Source organism: Hahella sp. NS-SX17, from assembly GCF_057367735.1.
Map to the genome: position 1 here is coordinate 5522554 of NZ_CM170632.1, position 21356 is coordinate 5543909.

18 protein-coding genes are annotated in these 21356 nt (G+C 54.5%); 2 read left to right on the forward strand and 16 right to left on the reverse strand.

The window, feature by feature from the left end; translation table 11 throughout:
- Window positions 1-39 precede the first annotated feature (39 nt).
- A complete protein-coding gene (locus AC2IBB_RS24525) occupies window positions 40-2103 on the reverse strand; it encodes a motility associated factor glycosyltransferase family protein (protein WP_486329341.1) in 2064 nt (687 codons plus the stop codon).
- 571 nt (window positions 2104-2674) lie between these two features.
- Here AC2IBB_RS24525 and AC2IBB_RS24530 point away from each other — a divergent pair.
- Both AC2IBB_RS24530 and AC2IBB_RS24535 read left to right on the forward strand, forming a co-directional pair.
- On the forward strand, window positions 2675-4726 hold the full coding sequence (locus AC2IBB_RS24530; RefSeq protein WP_486329342.1) for a flagellin N-terminal helical domain-containing protein: 2052 nt from the start codon (window positions 2675-2677) through the stop codon (window positions 4724-4726).
- 35 nt (window positions 4727-4761) lie between these two features.
- Window positions 4762-6762: a tetratricopeptide repeat protein gene (locus tag AC2IBB_RS24535; RefSeq protein ID WP_486329343.1), complete on the forward strand. Its 2001-nt coding sequence runs from the start codon at window positions 4762-4764 to the stop codon at window positions 6760-6762.
- 94 nt (window positions 6763-6856) lie between these two features.
- Here AC2IBB_RS24535 and AC2IBB_RS24540 read toward each other — a convergent pair whose 3' ends face one another.
- The 15 genes from AC2IBB_RS24540 to AC2IBB_RS24610 form a co-directional block, all read right to left on the reverse strand.
- Window positions 6857-7510: an LbetaH domain-containing protein gene (locus AC2IBB_RS24540; protein ID WP_486329344.1), complete on the reverse strand. Its 654-nt coding sequence runs from the start codon at window positions 7508-7510 to the stop codon at window positions 6857-6859.
- 2 nt (window positions 7511-7512) lie between these two features.
- Window positions 7513-8280, reverse strand: coding sequence for a glycosyl amidation-associated protein WbuZ (gene wbuZ / locus AC2IBB_RS24545; protein ID WP_486329345.1), 768 nt, complete (start codon window positions 8278-8280; stop codon window positions 7513-7515).
- The gene (gene hisH / locus AC2IBB_RS24550; RefSeq protein ID WP_486329346.1) at window positions 8274-8888 is read right to left on the reverse strand and encodes an imidazole glycerol phosphate synthase subunit HisH; all 615 of its coding nucleotides are present in this window, start codon (window positions 8886-8888) and stop codon (window positions 8274-8276) included. Before hisH ends, wbuZ begins: the two co-directional genes overlap by 7 nt.
- On the reverse strand, window positions 8885-10054 hold the full coding sequence (locus AC2IBB_RS24555; protein ID WP_486329347.1) for an N-acetyl sugar amidotransferase: 1170 nt from the start codon (window positions 10052-10054) through the stop codon (window positions 8885-8887). Before AC2IBB_RS24555 ends, hisH begins: the two co-directional genes overlap by 4 nt.
- A 53-nt stretch (window positions 10055-10107) precedes the next feature.
- The gene (locus tag AC2IBB_RS24560; protein ID WP_486329348.1) at window positions 10108-10884 is read right to left on the reverse strand and encodes an oxidoreductase; all 777 of its coding nucleotides are present in this window, start codon (window positions 10882-10884) and stop codon (window positions 10108-10110) included.
- 53 nt (window positions 10885-10937) lie between these two features.
- A complete protein-coding gene (locus AC2IBB_RS24565) occupies window positions 10938-11819 on the reverse strand; it encodes a hypothetical protein (protein WP_486329349.1) in 882 nt (293 codons plus the stop codon).
- 39 nt (window positions 11820-11858) lie between these two features.
- Window positions 11859-12719: a class I SAM-dependent methyltransferase gene (locus AC2IBB_RS24570; protein ID WP_486329350.1), complete on the reverse strand. Its 861-nt coding sequence runs from the start codon at window positions 12717-12719 to the stop codon at window positions 11859-11861.
- 165 nt (window positions 12720-12884) lie between these two features.
- Window positions 12885-14201 (reverse strand): glutamate-1-semialdehyde 2,1-aminomutase, encoded by a 1317-nt coding sequence (locus tag AC2IBB_RS24575; protein ID WP_486329351.1) that lies wholly within the window; start codon window positions 14199-14201, stop codon window positions 12885-12887.
- 19 nt (window positions 14202-14220) lie between these two features.
- On the reverse strand, window positions 14221-14946 hold the full coding sequence (locus AC2IBB_RS24580; RefSeq protein ID WP_486329352.1) for an acylneuraminate cytidylyltransferase family protein: 726 nt from the start codon (window positions 14944-14946) through the stop codon (window positions 14221-14223).
- Between the two features lie 34 nt (window positions 14947-14980).
- Complete coding sequence (locus AC2IBB_RS24585; protein ID WP_486329353.1) at window positions 14981-16036, reverse strand: nucleotidyltransferase family protein; 1056 nt, start codon at window positions 16034-16036, stop codon at window positions 14981-14983.
- 263 nt (window positions 16037-16299) lie between these two features.
- Window positions 16300-16935 carry an acetyltransferase gene (locus AC2IBB_RS24590; protein WP_486329354.1) on the reverse strand — a complete coding sequence of 212 codons (636 nt, stop codon included), beginning with the start codon at window positions 16933-16935 and terminating at the stop codon, window positions 16300-16302.
- Entirely contained in the window at window positions 16928-18019 is a 1092-nt protein-coding gene (neuB, locus tag AC2IBB_RS24595; RefSeq protein WP_486329355.1) for an N-acetylneuraminate synthase, read from the reverse strand. Before neuB ends, AC2IBB_RS24590 begins: the two co-directional genes overlap by 8 nt.
- Complete coding sequence (gene neuC, locus AC2IBB_RS24600) at window positions 18016-19200, reverse strand: UDP-N-acetylglucosamine 2-epimerase (protein ID WP_486329356.1); 1185 nt, start codon at window positions 19198-19200, stop codon at window positions 18016-18018. Before neuC ends, neuB begins: the two co-directional genes overlap by 4 nt.
- Entirely contained in the window at window positions 19197-20381 is a 1185-nt protein-coding gene (locus AC2IBB_RS24605; protein WP_486329357.1) for a LegC family aminotransferase, read from the reverse strand. The genes neuC and AC2IBB_RS24605 overlap by 4 nt, the downstream gene beginning before the upstream one ends.
- Entirely contained in the window at window positions 20374-21354 is a 981-nt protein-coding gene (locus tag AC2IBB_RS24610) for an NAD-dependent 4,6-dehydratase LegB (protein ID WP_486329358.1), read from the reverse strand. The genes AC2IBB_RS24605 and AC2IBB_RS24610 overlap by 8 nt, the downstream gene beginning before the upstream one ends.
- Window positions 21355-21356 lie beyond the last annotated feature (2 nt).

A 21356-nucleotide genomic window follows, 5' to 3' on the forward strand; every position in this document is an offset into this window, starting at 1 on the left:
TTGTAATGAAATGTAAGCCTCAACCCTATGACGCCACGCTCACTCAAAGTCATCTGGATCGTTGATGGAACGACGCACCCAGGGGTCGCTTGCAAGGTCGAATTTCTTATACATAACCTGAAGAAAATGTTTATGTACATCAAGGAGAAAGCGCAGCATAGTCTGCCTCCACTCCTCCATGAAGGTCAGCCGCTCCGCATCATTCTGAATCGCCAGCGCATGTGCGAAGCCGATATAAAGAAAGTGCCTGATAGCGCCTCGCAACAAAAAGTAGAATTCTTTCGCTTTCGTTTGCACCTGGTCTTCCATGTATGTGTTGATACGATTGCAGACTCTGTTCATTTCATCCTTGCTGGTAATGGGCGCCCGCAGAAATGTGGAAACATCATCACTGAACTGCCCGAATAAAACATTCAAGCGATCCCGTTTTTTCTCCAGCACCTCAACAGGTATCTTTTCATGTTGCGATGCGTAGAGATACTCCACTACCTTCCGTTTCTTGTCGTCATTTGCGCTAAGCGCCGTCAGGGAGACCGGCAGCGGCCCCGGAGCCGCCCACTCAGCGCCCTCAATCTTGGCGCCGTGGGAGAAGTTGTAGACCTTGCCGCGCTCCGGGTAATCACGCAGGCTGTTTTCCGCTTTACGCTTGGCGGCGAAGTACTGCGGCGACGTCAAAACGGAGCCGCCGTCAACGCTTTCCACTTGAAACACATGCTGACCGTCATAATCCACACTGCGCTTAAACGCTTCATGGGCGTCATCGTCATAATAAATAGAGCTTTGGGCATGGTGATGGCGTCTGTCTGTAAACCCAAAGTCCATCCCAAACAACAGGATATTCTTGAATCCGTAATGCAGCGCCCAAGCCAGTCCGAGGTTGGTGCAAGTGGGTGTCCCGCCGCGAATGATCTGTCCGTGTTCGGAGAACATAGTCGCCAGCCCACACTCCTCTTTGATGTAGGCGCGCCGCTCGCCAAACAACTGATAAACGACCGGGCTGATGTGAATAGGCGCAATGACCTTGATCGAGTTCAGGTACTCAGGATCTTTCAGGCGTTCCAACTGCCCCACTACGTACTGATAATCAGACTCCAGCTCAACATGAATATCCGGTCTGATTCCCATGGGATGCAACGCAGTGATGGAGGAGCCGCACGAAATGATCAACGCGCCGCGCTGTTGCATTTCCCGCAGCTGATCAACGCGAAGATCCAGAGAGGGCCCGGCGCCGACAATACACACAGGCACATCGGTGATATCGCTGACGGGCGGCGGCAATAGTTCAACGCCACTATATATATTATGCGCAGCCTGATTCAGCTGATTGACCTCGTCGTCGTAATTGCCCCAGGAAACCAGGAACACGTAGAGGTCATCACACACCTTCTCAGAGAGCCTGTCGTGAGCATTCAAGCCGCGATGGTTATAAAACAACGTTGCAAGAGGAAATGCCGGCGGGGTAGTAACCAGGTTATTCCAAAGCAGCGCCCACTGCGAGTACTCATCTTCCTGGCCGCCCAGCAAAAAGTGGATAGTGCGTCCCTCTTCGCCATTATACCTTTTACAGATTTCCGCCCAGTCTACGGCGTACAGGCTTGCAGCGAAGTGATCCAGGTTAGGCTCGAAAATCACCGCGTAATTCACTTTGTGCTGTTCCAGAAAGGCTTCGATATGATAGCCCACGCCGCACCCAAGGAAGACAATGCAAGGATAGGAGTCGCCAAGCCAGAAGTGATTGAAGTTCTTCTTATTAATCGGAGACTTACGAATAAGGGCGTCAGCGGTTTTAAAGAAAAATCTCGGAAAGCAATAATCGCCCGGAAATGGCGGATCAATAGACACTACCTTGCCGCCCTCACTATAGACTTTTGTGAACTCCTTGATTTCATTCAGCGCATAAGCCTTGGCCTTGCCGTCATAAACGGAACGGCCTTCATCATGGATATCCACTTCACCGATATCAGGGATAATATTAAGCTTGGCTTTTTTCATCTGATAGTTCAGGAAATGCTTGTAGATACCGGGAAAGTGGTCTTTAAAGTAGGCCAGATTCTTTTCTCTGCGTTCGATGAAAGGCTTGAGTATTTCCGCTTGCTCGGTCATTGCTTCTATCTCTTTTTTAGTTTTTTCCGAACGGGAAAATTGGTGCGGCAATTTTCCGTCACTCGAAAAAATTTTAGTGAACAGACTAAGTTAGCGTAGCAGTGATCCGCCCATTACTCCTGTTTTCGCTACTTTTAACTCCCCTGTCTTTCAGGCGCGGCAATTATCATGCCGCCATTTCTGTAGCCGCATCAAAAAGGGAGCCGTCGGGTTACGCGCCTTTCTTTGCCAGGCCACGCTATCTATATGAAGGAGCGTGCTATCGTCACCACTGCTTTCCTCTCAGCGGCAAGCGGCAACTTTTTGACCGCCCCTTGGCAAACTCCTGCCAAAATCCATGGGCCTCCCTTTCCGGCAAACCTATCTGTGTTTTTTTGTGATTAAAAATCAAACACATAAAATTTGGTAGAAGTTCTGGCAATGCTTTTGCATAGGCAGTGGAAAGGGTCCTGACTGCGCATTTTTTATTCGCACACAGGGCCAGGCAAAGTCAGGTAGCCGGTTGCTACGCATCCGAGCGGCTCTTACGAAGGAAACGGCCCGGCTGGTATAGACGCAATAGGGGGAAGTTATGCCTCAGATAATTAATACCAACATCGCCTCGATCAACGCGCAGCGAAATCTCAATAATTCGCAGTCAGCCAACCAGACCGCTCTGGCGCGCCTGTCATCAGGTCTTCGCATCAACAGCGCACGGGACGACGCCGCCGGCTTGGCGATCTCCACGCGCTTTACGTCACAAGTGCGAGGGTTGAGCGTCGCCATCCGTAACGCCGGCGACGCCGTGTCGCTGTCTCAGACGGCGGAAGGCGCGCTTGGGGCCATGAGCGAAAACCTGTTGCGTATTCGCGACCTGGCGCTGCAGTCCGCTAACGCCACCAACAGCGGCTTGGATCGCAAGGCGCTGAACGAAGAGGTCCGTCAGCTGCTGCAGGAAATCAAACGGGTTTCGGACCAGACCAACTTTAACGGCACCAAATTACTGGACGGCACCTTCACTGATGTGACCTTCCAAATCGGCGCCAACGAGGGAGAGTCGGTCACTTTCGGCATTGAAGGGGCGACCGTGGATAAACTGGGCGCCGCAGAAACCGACGGCATTTCCTCGGAACCGGAAGCCGCCGCACTCGCCGCTGGCGACTTGGTCATCAACGGCATCGCCATCGGAGCCTCCACCGGCGTCGACGACGCGTTCTCCAGCGCCAACCAGGATCAGAGCGCCATCGCCAAAGTGGCGGCTATCAATAAGCTGACGGAATCCACCGGGGTGGAAGCGGTGATAAACGGCACCTACGTCAGCGGCTCCACCACCTTCATCGCCACCACGCAATCGGCGTCCGTGACGATCAACGGCGTAGCCATCGCTGTAACTATTTCCTCCAACCTGTCCTCACAGGTCAACCTGGAAAATGTCGCTGCAGCGATCAATGAAAAATCCGGACAAACCGGCGTCACCGCCAACTTCGACGGCAACCCGACAGTCGGCATCAGGCTGACGGCGGACGATGGGCGAAACATAGTGATTCAGAGCACCGCCCTCAATTCCACCGCGTTCGGCTTACCGCCTTCCGATACCGCCGCTTCCGCCGCTGTCACCTATACGGGCACGTTTACGCTCATTTCACGTGACGGCAGCGCCATCGGACTCGATACCACGACCGGCAATATCGGCAACGCGGGCTTATCCGTAGGCTCTTTCAGCGGTAATAACAGCGGCGCGATCAGCGACCAGGTGGACGCTAACCCATTCGCCGCAGGCGATTTGGTTATCAATGGCGTTCCCATTGGTCCCACGCAAACCAACTTTGACACCTCTTCCAGCACGCAGACTGATTCCAGCGCCATCGCCAAAGCCGTGGCGATCAACAAGGTCAGCGATCAGACTGGCGTCGTCGCCGAGGTAAACGATACGATCCAAAACGCCACCGCATTGGTGACCGGCAGCGCGCAAAACTTCAACTTCCAGATCAATGGCGTGCAAATCAACATCTCCTACGGCTCTAACGACACCGTGGCGGATGTGCAGAGAACAGTCATCACTGCGATTAATAACAAGTCTGGACAGACCGGGGTGCAAGCGGAAGCCTTTGGCAGCAGCTATAGAATGATCGCCGACGACGGCAGGAATATTCAGATATCCAATGCGTCCACATCCACCTCTCTGATTGGATTGGGTACGGTTGACACAGTCACCGCCAGCACCATCACCCTGCTCTCGGCCGGAGCCATCGACTTGGATACGCTGACGGGCCAGATAGAAAAGAGCGGGTTCGAAGTTGGCACTTACGGCTCCAACTCCACAGGACAATTGGTGCAAAACATTGACGTTTCCACAGTGGATGGAGCCATCCTGGCGCTGAGCGCAGTGGACAACGCGTTGAACACTATCAACTTCCAGCGTGCGAATCTTGGCGCCATACAGAATCGCTTCGAGTCAACCATATCCAACCAGGCGATCGCGTCAGAAAACCTGACCGCCGCCAACTCGCGAATCCGCGATGCGGACTTCGCGGCGGAGACCGCCGAGCTGTCCCGAACCCAGGTATTGCAGTCAGCCGGATTGTCGATTCTGGCCCAGGCTAATGCACAGCCGCAGCAGGTGCTGCAGCTGCTGCAAGGCTAAACAGAGATTGAATTGAGCTAGCAGAGGTAAGCACCATGCAGGCAACAGCGCAAGCAAACGAAAAGCTTCAGTCCACCCGTGTTGAAGCCGCCCGTCTACTGATTGAAGCGAATGAGATATATCGCGCCTCCAACCGTCCGGGAGCGTCGCATCAACAACGCAGTGAAGACAGAGGCGTCGCCAGGGCGCTGATAGAGCAAGCGCTGGCGCTGGAGCCAGGGCAAGCGTCAGCGTTGGGTCTGCTGGGTCGGATTGAGCTGGACGAAGGCCGACTCAGCGAAGCGCGCCGGTTCTTCAATCAGGCGCTGGCCCAAGAACGCAACGCGCCGCAACTGATCGCCAACCTCGGCTATCTTAATCTGATGGAGAATCAGCCTGCTCAGGCGGAGCAATATTTCCAGCAAGCGCTGCAGCAGGACAAGAGCTATGCGGCCGCCTTTCTTGGAATCGCGCACTGTCAGGCGGCGATGGGCAATTACGACATCGCCTACATGCATTACCGGCGCTTACTGGAATACGGTCTGCAATGGCCTACGCTGTACGCAGGAATGATCAGATGTTGCACGCACCTGCAAGTGGATAGGCGATCAGAATCTATAGAGCGCGACCTGGTAGACTTGCTCAAGCAAGACGATCTGCCTCATCAAAATCTAGCCCGTCTGACCGCTCAGGCTTTGGCGTTAAAATATGACCTGCGCAATCCCGACGTGTGCATCGATATCAACGACGCCGCGCAGGACCCATTACTGCTATTAGCGCTGACCAGGACCGTCATGCCGAATGCAGATGTGGAGCAGTTCGTCACGTTGATGCGCAAAGCTATCCTTGACGAGACGACAGCCTCAGGCGAATTACGCGAAGGGCTGCAGGAACTGGCCATCGCCATTGGCGTCTATAACGTCGCTACCGGCGGAGCCCTTTATGCCGCCGAAGACGAAGCCGCTCAAATCAGCGCCCTGAACAGAAAGGTTCTGCTGTCCTGCACAACAGAAAACAGCGTAACCGACATCGCAGGCGCTCTTATCATCGCCGCCATGTACGTCACTCTCTTCCCTCAAGCCTACGCGCGCTACCTGTCGGCCTTTTCCCTGGACGACTGGCCGGACGCAATGCAAACGCTAATGGAGGCCAGCTTCTACCTGCCCATGGAGGATGAAAGCTATAAGCAAGGGTTTCAGGAGAAACAGCTTGAGTTGCTGGAGGACGCAGCGGAAGTCGCCATGGCCTGCCCGGTGTGGCGCAACATAGAGTTCTTCAGCGAGCAGTCGTTGCGCAAACAATTGGAAAGCGTACTGGGCGCGCGGGCGCAACAGTTGCCCGAACGCTTGTGCGCGATGATTTTCGGCGCCGAGTCGTCACAGAGAGCGGTGGAGTTCGCCCGCTACTTTGATGACGTGGATGTGATCGCCGTCGACGAGAATCTGGCGAACCTCGCTTTCGGCGCTCGTAAAGCGGAACAGTATGGTCTGGAAAATATCGTATTCTGGCCTTACTCCATCGCCCAGCGTTTTATCGAGGACGGAGCGACAATCCACTTCCTGAAGATTGAGAAGTTTCCTTCCCTCAGCGAGGCGGAGTTTAACTTGATCGAAGGCATCAGGAGGATGGTGTGTAAAGGCGGCGTCGTACAGGTTTCAACTGGCGACAGCGAACTCACCCAGGTGACGGATAAAGCTCAAAGCATTATCGAGCACTATCGACTGACCCGACGCTCCAATGATATCCGCCTGCTGCGCCGCGCCATTATCGAAAATGCGGACGACCCCGCCTGGGCGCCGTTGCTCAGCCACCCGCACTTTTACAACCTGACGGGGTGTCGCAGCACCTGGTTCGCTGGCGAAGACCGCGCGCAGATTCAGTCGGTGCTGACTTACCTTAGCAATGAGGTGGACTGGAAGCTGGCGCAGGTCAAAGATCGGGACGACAAGGTGCAACCCTCAGCTCCAATATTGAAACAACTGCAGACCGAAGTATTCGGGGCCGATATCGGCAAAGTGATCGGCCATGATCTCAAGCTGTATTTTGTGAAAAGGTAAAAGCCACTATCGGCGGGCTGCAAGGCCCGCCGTTTTTTCTTTCCTCTTTCCTCTTTCCTCTTTCCTCTTGAGACGCTAACCGCTCACTCCGTTATCAGCCAAACTTGACCCGTCGATTATCCAGTTTATTGGGCGACATCCGGCAGTCAGGAAATTTTCCCACGACCAGACTGTCATCCGGCGTATCAATACCTTGCACGAACGTATCGGCGGCAAAAGTGACGTTAGTTCCGACGCGACAGTTACCAATCAGCTTGGAGCCGGAGCAAAACACCGCGCCCTCGCCAATCGTTGGGTAGTCGCCGCGATAGGTGGAGCCAATGGTCACGCCCTGGTACACCGTCAGATAGTCGCTGTAAGAGGCTGAACCCAGCACTGTTCCAAGCGGGTGCACCAACAGGAAAATACGCGGCAGCTCCACGCCATAGAAGGCGTCTACACCGTGCAAGGCTTTATTAAGAAGAAACGCCTTTTCCGCCAGCGTCACCTGACTGTCGCGGTAGGCCTGGTTAGCGAGAAAATACAAAAAGGTAGCGTAATGATCGCCGTGAAGATGGTTAAACACAGCCTCATCGTTTTCGACATAGTATTTCAGGCGAATATGGGAGAAGCAGAACTCCAGCCGCTTTAGCGCTTCAGGCAGAGACTGAGACAACGCTGTCTCCACGCTGCGGCCGTCCGGGAAAAAATGATCAAGCTGCTTACTGACATAATGAGCCAGATGCTCAGGGGCTAAAGATAGCTGCATGGTTATTTGATGAGCTTCATGGGGACGCCAGCGTTCAATAAATGTGATCTGGCGCGAATGGGATTGTTGTCGCCAAAGTGGAAGATGCTCGCGCACACCACCGCATCCGCATTCGCTTCCTGAAAGGCCGCTGCCAGGTGCGCGAATGTGCCGGCGCCGCCGGCGGCAAGTACGGGCCGATCAGTAACCGCCTTGGCGCACTTGATCATCTCCAGGTCGTATCCCTGCATCATGCCGTCGCGGTCGATAGCGTTGACGATAAACTCGCCGGCGCCGCGCAGGGTCATGTCGCGAATAAACTCTTCCAGTTCCCGCTCTGTTTTGTGACGACCACAATGAGAGTACAAGCGGTATGCGCCATCTTCCCGTTTCACATCCAGACCGACGACAATGCATTGGCGGCCAAAGATAGCCGAAGCGTCGTTAATCAACCCCGGATTTTCTATAGCGGCAGTGGTGATAACGACTTTATCCGCGCCGGACTGCACCAGGCGACGCACTTGCTCCACCGAGTTCACTCCGCCGCCGACGCTCAGCGGCATAAAACACTCGGAGGACACCTTATCAATGAGATTCAACAATTGCTCAAAGTCGCTTCCCTGGCGATTGGCGTCCACATCCAGAAACACCAGTTCATCCGCAAACTGAGCGTTGTATATGCGAGCGGCGGAAACCGGATCGCCAGTGTCCCGAAAAGCGGAAAATTGTTTCCCCTTCACCATGCGCCCCTGACTCAACAGCAGCATGGGAATAATGCGCTTTTTCAGCATCGCCCGTCCCATTCACAAAAGTTTTCTAGAATTTTCAAGCCGTTATCCTGGCTTTTTTCAGGATGAAACTGCACCCCGACGATATTATCCCGGCCGACCACGACGGGGAACGAAGCGCCGTATTCCGTTTCCGCAATCACGTGGCGGCGATCTTGCGCAGCAAAGTAATAGGAATGCACAAAGTAAAAATCCACATGCTTTTTCACCCCCTGAAAAATCGGGTGTTCCTGATGATGAATCAGCGCATTCCATCCGACATGCGGAACCGGAGCATCGACCTCCAGATGACGCACCACACCAGGTATCAGATCAAGGCCGGCGTTCACGCCGCCCTCTTCGCCTTGCGTCGCCAACAATTGCATGCCAAGACAGACGCCCATCAACGGACGCCCCTGTTGAACGTGGTCATGGATCGCCTCCAGTAAGGCCGCCGACGCCAGATTGGCCATGGCGTTTCCGAAAGCGCCGACACCGGGAATGATCAGGTGCGTCAATTCGGCCAGCTGACCCGGCGCGGCGACGACATGGGCGTCGTACCCCACGGCGTCAATGGCGTTGAGCACCGACTTGATATTGCCCATACCGTAGTTCAATACGCCGATATTCATCCAGGCTCATCCTCGCGGTACCATTTAATGGCGTCCCAGAGCGGTTCGCCGCGGACAGGATGGTCAAAGTCAGGTTCGAAAGGCGGTATGACCATTCCAGACACGATTTCATTAAACTCCTGCTCGGTCAGCCCCACATATCCCAGGAAAATATCCAAAGACTCCGGTCGCCGCCCATCCAGTTCATTCAAGCGCTCCGCTTCTTCCAGAGAAATGCGGCCGCGACGCAGCTTCATGGCGTTTATTTGCGTGATACGACTGTAACCACGCTTTAAATACTTGATGTAGTCACGGGTTCCCTGCATAAAACATTCAATTTTCTCGCAGGTGGTGTTCACCGCTATCGGCGCGCTTTCCACCTCGTCTGTCCGCCAGCCCAGCTCTTCCTTGATCACTTTCACGTGCTTCTCATAATCCCAGGGGATAAAGCTTCCCAGGCAAACGGAGGCGTAGCCGATTCGCTTGAGGTCTTTCAGGCTGGGATAAGTGAACGGGGCCAGATCGCGGCGGTCGATAGGGTCTTCCGGCGAATTGATCATGCCGTACATGTCGTCCGCGGATATGCCAAGATTGCGGATCATGTTGAATTTCTTCTCATCCTCGTACTCGATCTCATCGTTCAGATAATCGTAATACGCGGTGATCTCCGCCTGTGGCTCGCCCCAGATGATCAAAGGCACATTGAACTTAACCGCAATCTGCATGGGGTATGAATAAATGCCTGTGTGACAATGCCAGCAAAAGTCGGTCTTGCGGCGAAAAGACTCCAGCATCAACCGTTTGACGATCTTCCAGTTGGGCGTAAATTCAATAACGTCCACCCCCAACTTTTTGAATGTGCGCGTACAGTTTTCTTCAATAGTCGGGCGCATAAAGCCATGATTGAAGCGTACGACCAGTGGTTTGACGCCATACTCCTTGACCAGATAGTAAAGTTGATAGGTGCTGTCCTTGCCTCCGCTGAACGGCACAATGCAGTCGTAATCGTATTTACCCCGGTATTTTGCAATCAGCTGATCCAGCAACGTCTTGCGCGCGCTCCAATCAATCTGATCCGCCTTGATCTCCCAGGACCGGCAGATATTGCACACGCCATTCGCATCAAATTCGATGGTTTCATATGTCTCGGGCAGCAGGCACCGAGTGCATCTCTTCAGCTTTTTCATAGCAGTATTCATAGCAATATTATTCAGTTTAATACTTTTAAGGAGTGACGGATCTAGAGGCAGAAGCCATCATCCACAATCAGGTTGCCGCCATTGATGTAACGTGAAGCGTCGGACAATAAAAACACCAGCGCGCCGCAGATATCGTCAGGGTCCAGCATGCCTTTTTCGCTGCAATATTCCGCATAGGCCTGCAAAAAAGCTTCCGGTTGGCCGTCTGCAATGCCGCCAGGACTGATGGCATTGACCTTTACGCCGGTGCCGCGCAAGTACTTCGCCATGTAACGTGTGAGGTGGATGAGCGCGGATTTAATCGCCGCATACTCCACCGGCATCGTCATCGTCGTCCCCTGATAAATATCGAAGCGGGGAGCCGTCACGCCATAAATGGAAGCGATATTCACAATGGCGCCGCCGCCCTGTGCGACAAAGTGCCTGGCGAACTGTTGTGACGCCAAAAAGTATCCCCCCAGATGCAATGACAGATTTCCGCAAAAATCTTCATATTCCACATCGAAAAAGTGGCGGCCGTATTGCTTATTGCGGGGATAGGCGCTGTTGACCAGGGCGTTGATCGCCCCCATTGCGCGTTCGGTTTCAGCGATGGCGTTCAGGATGCTTTCTTTATCAGTGATGTCGCATTTGACGGCGCACGCCGCCTCTCGGCCAAATTCGCTTTGCAGGCTCTCTGCAAAAGACTCAGCCTGGGATAAATCTATATCCGCCACCGCCACCCTGCCGCCAGCCTGCAGCACTGCGCGACAAAACTTCCCGCCAAGCAGACCGCATCCGCCAGTGATGAAGACGACTTTCCCTTCCAATTGCTTCATACATTCGTTCAACTTCTATAACGCCTTATCTATACGACTGACTCTGACTGACCTCAAGGCACCATCACCTTGGCCTGCCCTTTCAGGACTGGGCCATGCTGCATATCAATGGATTTTCCAGCGAAACGTTGTTGCGCATATAGCGGCCACAGCTCATGCGCCTGAGTCCAATGCACCGGACTGGGCAGCAACAGCATCGTCGCAACGTATCTGGGAGAGTGCGGGTCCCGTGAGAACACGCCGCGATGCAACACGTCCCGGGGTCTGAAGACCAGCGCTTCACCAGCTCCCGTGCAATGATCGTAAGGCTTGTAAACGATATTGGCGCGGTCGAAATACTCGCCCAGATCAGAGCGACGTTCGTTGAGCGGTGGAAATGAATACCCCTGCTCCGCCAGCTCATAGGTGACGTTGACGTCCAGCGCTTCTGTTCCAGCGCCGCTGATTTCTCCGCCAGTGAAATAAATAATGATTTTTATATGCCCGGTAGGCCCTGCGTCCCGATGCCAGCGGTAGGACACATCGTCCTCTACTTGCGTGGGGAAGGTGCGATGAAAACACAGAGAGTGAACCATGTACTCGGACTGGAAGAAGTTCACCAGGATGCGGTCCATTTCCACGTTCAGCACCGCCCCATACATTTCCCTTATCCAGTCCGCGTCATTCCGGTAGTCAAACCTGACTGTCTCCACATGAGGGTCCAACCAGGCGCTGCGATCATCATTCTGCAGGCGCTGCAACTGTTGCATGACACGCTCTACATGCGCCGTATCCAATACCTGCAGGCGATCAAAGCCGTTATTGTAGAAAGAGGAATAACCCGGCATGGTCAGATACCGGGTGAAAGCCTGCTGGCACTCCAGATGATACTGGCGACAACCGGTTCGCAGGTCATAGTGTTCCGACACTTGCCTCATGATTTCAGATGCGGACATAAAGCCTCCCCCTGATATGCGTCAGTCCCAGAATTCGCTCTACTTCAGCCTGAAAATCGTCATGATGTCGTAGGTTTTGCCCTCAAACTCTGGGTGGGCGTCCTCCTGAAAAATAACCCGGTCAATGGAGGTCCCGAACAACGCCAGCAACTCATTGGTATGTTTGAACTTGGTTCCCGCAGTGACATGAGGTTTGTTGTTGGCTTTCGACCATTGCTCCCAGTACGCCTCATCCACAATTTCCTGCACCTGACAGCCAATGGCGATGTGAGCGCCAGGCTTGGCCACCCGCAATACTTCCTGCGCCGCCTTCTTATTGTCTTTGCTGTACGCCAGCACCCAGCCAAGGATAATGATGTCGAAAGAGTGGTCCGGATAAGGCATGGCGTGCATATCGCCAGCATCGATGTAGGGTGAAAAGCTGAACAGGTCCAGGCCTCGTATATTCGCTTCGTTGAACCCCGAAGAAATCAGACACAACAATTCCGATTCTGAGCGCGGTCCCACCGTCAACACGCGAAGCTGAGGCAGGTTACGTGAAATGTAGCTGATCTGACACAGCGGTGCGATCAATCGCTCAGGTCGATTGTGGGATACGTCATCCACCAGACAGGACATGTTGTATTCAATACAGTTATCAATCACCGCCGGATCGACGTTGGCCGCCCGCTCAATCCCCTCCCGATTCACTTGCGACATACGGTTGCGGGTTAGAATCATCCTTACTGCGGGCACTTTCAGTAAATCAACCGGATTCTGGTTCAGATAGGCGTTAATGTCCGCCAGATCCTGTTGCGACAGCGTCACCGGGGGCAGCTTGGCGGGTTTGGGCGCAGATTGCGGGGTCTGCGTAATAGGTTGAATCTCTACAAAGTCATCGTGTGGATTGTGAGTCGTCATGGCTTCCTCTCTCGCACAGGCTGCGGTTCTTTGCCGGGGTGACGAAAATTTGTCTCGCCCGCCAGTTCTTTATAGTGACTGCAATTAGTACGCCATTGTATTTTCGAGCGCCAGCCGTCCGCCTGCGTCGAAAAACGCCGTATATACAATGTTATATAGCTGAGATCAGTTATATTTGCGAAAAACAGGTTTGATGACGGGCCCTTCCAGAAAGTCCTCCCATCCTGACTCCAACGCTTGCGCGTATACCCTCAAGGCGCTTTTAACTGCACGCAAGGTCTGCTCCAGTTCTTCTTCGCCATGCTCCCGACACAAGGCGATCCATGGCATCAGTACGCCCTGCCGGACCATTTCCTGGCTGAATAGCGTGCGCAGCGCCATCGAAGGATTTCCATCGCAATCCAACGTCAGATAACCCGGTGAACAGTCTATGCCTTCCACGCGAAAGTAATCCGCCACTCCCGCTTCCGCCGCCAGGGCGTTCATACCGGACTTCAGTCTGGCCCCGTATGACCAGATATGATTAACGACATCGCGCTCCCGCAACATCGCCGCCGTTTTCACAAAAGCCCCCAGCCCGCACATTTCCGCGCCATGGGTCGTGGACAACAGAAACAAGCGCTCCGCCCCGCTCTTTTCAATAGAGCCCAGTTCCATGATTTCTCTGCGCCCCGCCACCGCCGCCACCGAAAAGCCGTTGGCCATGGCTTTGCCGAATGTGCAAAGGTCCGGCTTGATGCGATATTTATGCTGCGCCCCACGCAGATCCCAACGAAACCCGGTAATCATTTCATCAAGGACAAAAACGACGCCATGACGCGCGCACAGGCGCTGCACATCATGCAGAAAGGTTTCGCCCTCGTGTGTAGCTGACGACGCAGGATGCTCCGAGGTTGCAGGCTCCATAACGACACAGGCGATTTGTTGCGGATAAGCGGCGAAGAGTTGCTCCAGTGACGCCAAATCGTTGTAGTTAAAGCACTTGGTCTGCTCCACTACATTCTGGGGAATCCCTCGCGTCAAAGGCGTTGAGCCGATAAACCAGTCATCATAGGAAAAAAATGGATGCTGCCCGCAGCGCGCAATCAGATCACGCCCGGTATAGGCGCGCGCCAATTTCACCGCCGCCGACACAGCGGTGGAGCCATTCTTGGTGAACTTGACCATATCTACGGAGTCGATCATGTCCACCAGCAGTTCGGCCGCCTCCAGCTCTATGGTCGACGCCCGTGTGAGATTGTTGCCCGCCCAGATCTGTTCAACGGCGGCCAGACTCACCGCTTCATCCGCATACCCAAGAATCACCGAGCGCAGCGCCATGCCGTAATCGAGATAACGCTTATTGTCCGGGTCAAATACATAGGCGCCTTTGCCGGAGGTCAGGATCTGCGGCGCATTGGCGGGAAATTGATCAAAACCTCGGGAGTAGGTATGCGCTCCACCAGGAATGACACTCAACAATCGGCTTTGATAATCAGACATAGGACCACGCTCAAAGAGTTCACATAGACTTCAATTCTTCTCTGCGTTGCATAACCGCTTCCACGCAGATGAAATCCGTTAAAGTGTCCACGTCCAGGGCTTTCCACTTAGGCACCACGTATGGCAGTGTTCGATCATGGTAGAAACCGCCTTTCTCACGTAAAGCTTCGACTGTGGAAATGTAGAGGGTTCCGTCAAAGTAATACACGTCGGGAATATCCTGCCGGCGCGGCATGGCGGCGAAGTCTCCGCCTTGGTAAGGCGCCAGCAAACCGCGTTCATTGATCACCGCACAGTACACTGGGTGATGAACATCGACATCCGCCACCCCGACAATTGCTTGCGCCTCGCGCGACCCGAATAGCATTTCCAACGCCTTATCCACGTCGGTAGCTTCAGTGAGCGGGGACGTCGGCTCAAGCAGCACTATATAGTCATAGGACTCGCCATGCTGTCGGCACCAATCCAGGGTATGCAGCAACACCGGCGCTGTCGGCGCGCAATCGCCCGCCAGCTCATCGGGTCGCAGGAAAGGAACCTCCGCGCCCTGACTCTTCGCCACCTCAGCAATATCCGGCGAGTCGGTAGACACCAGCACCCGGTCCACATAACGGGACTGAAGGGCCGCCCTGATTGGCCACCCCACCAAAGGAACGCCGCATAAGGGACGAATATTTTTACCGGGAAGGCCTTTGCTGCCGCCACGGGCGGGAATAATCGCCAGTACGCGTTTACCGTCAATCATGAAGACGCCTTTCTGCAAATGAAGGTGAAACGGCTCACGCGAAATCCTCCATGTAGTCTTTCTGCGCTTTTTCAAAGTCGTTCATGCGACCAATGTCCAGCCAGTATTCGTGAATGGGGAACATCGCCACATCCTTACGGCGCTCCATCAACTGCTGCAGTAAAGTCGGCATATCCAGATGCTGCTCAGGTTTGATATCCCGAATCACTTGCGGCTCTAGGACGTATATGCCGGCATTGACGAAATAGGAATGCGTGGGTTTTTCCACAATGCTGGTAATGCGTTGATCTTGCGCTTGTACGACGCCGTAAGGCACCTGAAATTCGTACTCACGCACGCATAATGTGGCGGCCCCTCGCTGCTGCTGGTGAAAGCGCAGCAAATGTTCGAAGTTCACACGGGTCAGTATGTCGCCATTCATCACCAATACCGGTAAATCAGGCATGTCGTTCGGCAGCAGCCCCAACGCGCCTCCAGTGCCCAAAGGCGTATTCTCACGCACATACTGAATATTCACCCCCCACTTGGAGCCGTCGCCAAAATACTCCATCACCATCTCCGGCTTGTAATACACCGAAATATAGAAGTTGGTGAATCCAGAGGCGGCGAAGCTCTCCAGAATATTTTCCAGAATTGGTTTATTGCCGACCTTCAAGAGGGGCTTAGGGCAATTATTGGTCAGCGGACGCAGTCGCGTACCCAGGCCGCCCGCCATCAGCATAACCGGATTATCATAACGGGGTTGTTGGGCGATATTCAGCAGCGTTTCCAGCCCCACGACGCGACGCTGACTATCAACAACGGGGATATGAAGCAGCTTGCGCCGTTCCATGATGGAGAGAATACGCGCCCGCGAATCATTGATTTCCGCGACTTTGGGCTCGCTTTCCATAATCCGCACAACTGAAGCGGATAAGGGGGTGTGATTGATCAGCGCCCGTCGCACGTCGCCGTCAGTCACCGTGCCAAGTAGACGCTGCTGCTCATCGACAACCAGCGCGATGCGCAAAGTGGCTTTTTCTATGACCTCTATCGCCTGCTCAATACTTGCTTGCGGCTGGATCAATACCTGACGCCAATCGGCACACATACTTCTACCCTCCAAACCAGCCGGATGAATCCCGCTGGACAGACCCGATTACATATATGGCAACACAGCAATCTTCGTTCCAGTCCTCCCGCCTTTGATATACGCCTCGTTCAACGCTTAACGCGTAGAGGCGAAGGAGAGTGGATTGGCGACGCGTTGCATAATTGTTAATCGGCTTTTCTCCTTGATTCTTTAGAGGCGGTTACGCTTTCGCCACAGTCCGTTACAAAGGCGACACAAGGCGGAAGCGCGGATTTGCCGCATCAGGAGAGCAAACTGCTTTTTGGCGGCGCCAGTTTGCCGTTTGAAGGTATGTCTTTTGCCGCTACGGCGCCGGCGCCGACCAGTGCATTAACGCCAATGCGAACCTGCGGCAGAACGGTCGCATGACTACCGATAAACACGCCGCTCTCTGTTTGCACGCCTCCGCATAAGACTGCGCCTGGCGCAATATGATTGTCCGAGCCTACAACGCAATCATGCTCTACGACCGCGCGGGTATTAACGATGGTGTTGGGGCCAATGGCGCAGCCCGGTTGCAGGATCGCTCCCGCCATGACCTGACACCCTTCTCCCAAATTAATATCGTCAGACAGAACGGCATGAGGATGAACCAGTGTGGGAAAGCAGTATCCCTGAGAGGATAATTTGGCGAAAAGCCGGTTACGCGCCGTCTTGCCCGGCAAGTATCCCAGCGCATTGACCAGATCCACCATTGAGGGGTCATAATCGCTCAAGCGTTCATCGCCCCCCAACACCTCTACTCCGCGCCACAATTGCGTTCCCAGTGCAATACCTGGGTCCAGTACGCCAATAACCTCAGCCCCACTCAAGATGAGGATGTCCATCAACACCCGAGCGTGCCCGCCTCCTCCGATCAGCAGCATCGGCTTATTCACAAATAAGCTCCCCTGCCTGATAGTCCCGGGTTGCTGAGCCGCCCAGCAGCCGCCAGTACAGGAAGGGAGACATGCCTCCGCCGGGCCGGCTGACGGCGACGTTCAACGCATCGAAAGACTCTCCTTTTTTAATAGCTCGCGCAGCGACCAGACTCTTTCTGGCGACTTTCCGGTTTGCCATTTCCGCTTTGCTGGGAACCTTGACAGACTCTTGCAGCGCCTGCTCAATCGCGCGGATGCCCGCCACCATTTGCCGCAGTTCGTCCGGCTCCAGTGACGCCATATGATCCGGTCCTGGCAGGTTACGATCCAGGGTGAAGTGCTTTTCCACAACGTCAGCGCCCAGAGCCGCCGCCGCCAATGCAATAGCGACGCCTTGCGTGTGATCCGAATACCCCGCCCGAACGCCAAACGCCTGCCGATAAGACTGCATGACCCGTAGCCGCACATCGTCAAACGGGGTCGGATAGTCCGTCGTACAGTGCAGCAAGGTCACTTTGGCGCGAACCGCCTCGCGCCCTTCACGACATCCCCAGGCGGCGTTGAAGGCTTCCGGGGATGGCGTCTCTCCACTTTCCGCCAATAGCCCAAAGGCCAGCGCGCTTAACGCAGACTCCACCTCTCCCAGCGTCGCCATGCCGGTAGACAGAATCAGACGCCCTTTCTCTGAATTTCGAACAGCCGCGGCGTGTTCAAGGAGAAAAGGCGCGTTGGTGATTTCACCAGAGGGAATCTTCAGTTGCTCCACGCCCAGCTCATCCACCAGAAACTTCAGACTGCGGCTCTCGAAAGCGGTAGACATAAATCCGATTCCACGCCGGTCGCACTCATCTCGCAAGCGCCTAAAAACCGCGTAGTCCAGCTCCAGCTGACGCAGCATTTGCAGTTGGGATTCCTCCGCCTGGGAACCTCTTTTCTGGTATGCGGCCTTGGGCGCCTCCGCGGTGGCCAAAAGGTCTGCTTTAAATGTTTGAAATTTCACGACATCAGCGCCGGCGACGCTCGCCACCTCAATCAGCTGATGCGCCATGGCCTCATCGCCGTTGTGGTTCACGCCGGCTTCCGCAATGATCAGCGTCTTCACTCCACATCTCCTTGCGGCAGGTCGTAAAATGGTTTGAGCAATAGCGACTTTAATGGAGCCTGTTTGAGAACCTCCACAATTTGTCGGGCGGTGTCGCCACCGCCATATGGCGGCGTCATCCCGTTCAGACTCGCCAAGAATTCAGGCTCCAGCGCACGAGCGATCCCTTGGACAATGCTGGCGCGTTCTTCTTCGCATTGGATGACGGAAGCCGCCTGCAATCGTCCCCCTTGCCTGCCGCCGATATTGACCGTCGGCCGCCCCAGCGCTGGCGCTTCAATCAAACCGCTGGATGAGTTGCCGACCACTGCGTCAGCGCAACGCATCACGCTCAGGTACAGCAACTGCCCAAGGGAAGAGGACACCAGCACGTTGTCTCCGTGGCGCTTCTGATAACGGAGCAGACAATCAATGAGTTCACGACCATAGGCGTCCGCATTGGGATAGGTAAAGATCTTGAGGGCGTTCGGGTACTCGTCCAGCGCCGACAGCAGCGTGCGCATTGATTCCACCGGAGCCGTCTCACTCAGCGTCTCAGGATGATAGGTAATCAGTAATACAGGACGCCCCATATCGACCTTTAGCCGAGTCGCCACCTCATCCTTGCTCAACAGGGGCAGGCGCCGGATGTTCTCTACCCCCGGCGCGCCCACGTTAAACACTCTTTGCGGATTTTCGCCGAGCTGAATGACTCTGCGGCGGTATGCTTCCGCTGCGACAAAGTGTAACTGCGACATCTTGGTGATAGCGTGGCGAATGGACTCATCCACCGCCCCTTCCGTCAGCTCTCCCCCATGCATATGCGCGATGGGAATACGGGCCAGCATAGCCGCCTGCGCCGCCGCCAAAGCCTCAAAGCGGTCGCCGAGCAATACCAGAAGATCCGGCTGCAGCCGTGCATAGGCGTCCGCCAACCCAATAACGCCCAGCCCAACGGATTTACTGATCGCCTGAGGCGAATCCCCGGACAACAGCATTTCCACTTTTTCGGATATATGGAACCCATCGGCTTCGATTTGCTTCCATGTGGAGCCGAACTCCGGCGAAAGATGCATGCCTGTCGCCACCAGTTGCAAGATGAGTGCGTTATCCGCCTCGATTTCCTTCAGCAACCAATACAGCAGACCAAAGTCGGCGCGCGCGCCGGTGACGACACAGATTTTTCTTCGGGATGTCGTCATGGCCTTTGGACCACGCTGCTGGGGAGGTTGACCAGCCTGTGCGAAAGCTCAATGGAAACCGTCAATCCATCATGGGCGCAGCCCTCAAACATTGGCAGCTCATGCAGCAAACGCCATACCGGGCGCATTTGAACGGACTCTTCCAGGGCCGCTTCAAGTAACGCAGTTTTCTCCTGCTCACTCGACACTAAAATAGCGTTCAGCCAGTAATTCGATCGACTTTCCAGCGGCTCTTCCACAAAGGTTACGGGCACTCCCGCCTGATTGAAGAAGTCACGGTAGGCGTGAGCCAACTCGCGCTTCGCCTCAATAAACCCTTCCAGTTGTTCGAGCTGGGCGCAACCCAAAGCCGCATTCAAGTTGGGAAGACGGTAGTTGTATCCCAGTTCAGGGTGAAAAAACTCATAGGGGTGCGGCTGTTTCGCGGTCGTGGATAGAAACTTGGCGCGTTTGGCGAGGCGTTCATTATTCGTCACAATAACGCCTCCGCCACCGGTAGTGACCACTTTATTGCCATTGAAGCTAAACACTCCCATATCGCCAAACGAACCCGTGTGACGCCCTTTATAGAAGCTGCCCAAAGATTCCGAGGCGTCCTCCACCAGCCTGATTCCCCATTCCTGGCAAATATCTCTAATCTGATCAATCCGGCAAGGATGACCAAACACATGTACAGGAACGCAGGCTTTAATCACCGCTCCCGTAGCCTGATTGACAGCCACCCCACCCTCCTTACGGGCGTTGTTCTCCAACCAGTTCCGTAACGCTTCCGCACTCATGCCTAACGAATCTTTGTCGACATCCACCATCACGGGGTTGGCGCGGCAATACAGAATCGCCGCCCCGGTAGCCACAAAGGTCAGCGCCTGGGTGATGACTTCATCTCCCGGCTGCACATCGCACAGAACCAACGACAAGTGCAATGCCGCCGTACCGTTCACCGCAGCGACGGCGTAGCCCGCGCCGGTGTATTCAGCAATTTGGCGCTCGAATCTATCAACGAAAGCTCCCACGCTGGAGACAAAGGTTGAATCAATTGCTTCATTCACATACTGCTTATCAAGCGCGCTAAACCTCGGCTCATGCAAAGGGATCACGCCCTGGTTGGGAAAAGCGTTGCGAATAAACTCAAACAGTGGCTTATATTCCTGGCGACGGTCAGAGGCGAAGGGATCAGACATTGTAGATATCCGCCTTGTACCGCCTCAGGTTCTCGGGGCGCGTAAACCAGTCGATTGTTTTGCGCAGTCCCAGCTCAAGGCTGTATTTCGGTTCATACCCGGTGAGACTTTTTATCAAAGCGTTATCACATTTAAGTCGAAACACTTCCGAGTTTGCGGGTCGCGCACGCTGTTGATCCGACTCCATCACCACTTCCGCCTGCATCAGCCGACAAATCAATTCGAAGGTATCGCCAATGGAAATTTCCGTATTGGAGCCGATGTTGACGACCTGACCAATCGCCTGCTCGCATTCCGCCAACTCAATAAAGCCCAGGCAAGTGTCTTCAACGAAATTGAAGTCCCGCGTAGGCGTTGGATCTCCTAACTTGATCGAGGACTTACCCGCGGCGATTTGAGAGATGATGGTGGGAATTACTGCTCTGGCGGACTGTCTGGGTCCGTATGTATTGAAAGGTCTCGCCACCGTCACCGGCAACTGAAACGCATTATGAAAACTCAGCGCCATGGATTCGGCGCCAATTTTGGAGGCGCTGTAGGGAGACTGCGGCTGCAAGGGATGCTTTTCATCGATCGGCGCATATTTGGCGGTGCCGTAGACTTCCGAGGTTGACGCGTGCACAAGCCGGCCAACGCCATTGAGTCGGGCGCCCTGGCAAATATTCACCGTCCCGCGGATATTGACGTCGACGTAGGTATCCGGCGCCGTATAGGAGTAGGGAATACCAATCAGGGCAGCAAGGTTAAAAACCACATCCACGCCCTTGGTGAGCTCGATGCAATAATGCGGATCACGGATATCGCCGTTCCAAACATCCAGATCCTTCAGGCAGGCGGACTGTTCCAGCCATCCCCAATCATTAAATGAGTTGTAATAGCTGAGCGCGCGAACCTGGTAACCTCGCGCATGCAGCATCTCCACTAGATGCGAACCGATAAATCCATCCGCCCCTGTCACTAACGCTGTTTTCATTT

What these genes read in the sequence shown, in the direction of transcription:
- AC2IBB_RS24570 (WP_486329350.1), bottom strand. Translation starts at nt 12,719, where the DNA reads ATGACGACTCACAATCCACACGATGACTTTGTAGAGATTCAACCTATT.
- AC2IBB_RS24610 (WP_486329358.1), bottom strand. Translation starts at nt 21,354, where the DNA reads ATGAAAACAGCGTTAGTGACAGGGGCGGATGGATTTATCGGTTCGCAT.
- AC2IBB_RS24540 (WP_486329344.1), bottom strand. Translation starts at nt 7,510, where the DNA reads ATGCAGCTATCTTTAGCCCCTGAGCATCTGGCTCATTATGTCAGTAAG.
- AC2IBB_RS24530 (WP_486329342.1), top strand. Translation starts at nt 2,675, where the DNA reads ATGCCTCAGATAATTAATACCAACATCGCCTCGATCAACGCGCAGCGA.
- AC2IBB_RS24585 (WP_486329353.1), bottom strand. Translation starts at nt 16,036, where the DNA reads ATGTGTGCCGATTGGCGTCAGGTATTGATCCAGCCGCAAGCAAGTATT.
- AC2IBB_RS24605 (WP_486329357.1), bottom strand. Translation starts at nt 20,381, where the DNA reads ATGTCTGATCCCTTCGCCTCTGACCGTCGCCAGGAATATAAGCCACTG.
- hisH (WP_486329346.1), bottom strand. Translation starts at nt 8,888, where the DNA reads ATGAATATCGGCGTATTGAACTACGGTATGGGCAATATCAAGTCGGTG.
- neuC (WP_486329356.1), bottom strand. Translation starts at nt 19,200, where the DNA reads ATGACGACATCCCGAAGAAAAATCTGTGTCGTCACCGGCGCGCGCGCC.
- AC2IBB_RS24555 (WP_486329347.1), bottom strand. Translation starts at nt 10,054, where the DNA reads ATGAAAAAGCTGAAGAGATGCACTCGGTGCCTGCTGCCCGAGACATAT.
- wbuZ (WP_486329345.1), bottom strand. Translation starts at nt 8,280, where the DNA reads ATGCTGAAAAAGCGCATTATTCCCATGCTGCTGTTGAGTCAGGGGCGC.
- AC2IBB_RS24560 (WP_486329348.1), bottom strand. Translation starts at nt 10,884, where the DNA reads ATGAAGCAATTGGAAGGGAAAGTCGTCTTCATCACTGGCGGATGCGGT.
- AC2IBB_RS24535 (WP_486329343.1), top strand. Translation starts at nt 4,762, where the DNA reads ATGCAGGCAACAGCGCAAGCAAACGAAAAGCTTCAGTCCACCCGTGTT.
- AC2IBB_RS24575 (WP_486329351.1), bottom strand. Translation starts at nt 14,201, where the DNA reads ATGTCTGATTATCAAAGCCGATTGTTGAGTGTCATTCCTGGTGGAGCG.
- AC2IBB_RS24565 (WP_486329349.1), bottom strand. Translation starts at nt 11,819, where the DNA reads ATGTCCGCATCTGAAATCATGAGGCAAGTGTCGGAACACTATGACCTG.
- AC2IBB_RS24525 (WP_486329341.1), bottom strand. Translation starts at nt 2,103, where the DNA reads ATGACCGAGCAAGCGGAAATACTCAAGCCTTTCATCGAACGCAGAGAA.
- AC2IBB_RS24580 (WP_486329352.1), bottom strand. Translation starts at nt 14,946, where the DNA reads ATGATTGACGGTAAACGCGTACTGGCGATTATTCCCGCCCGTGGCGGC.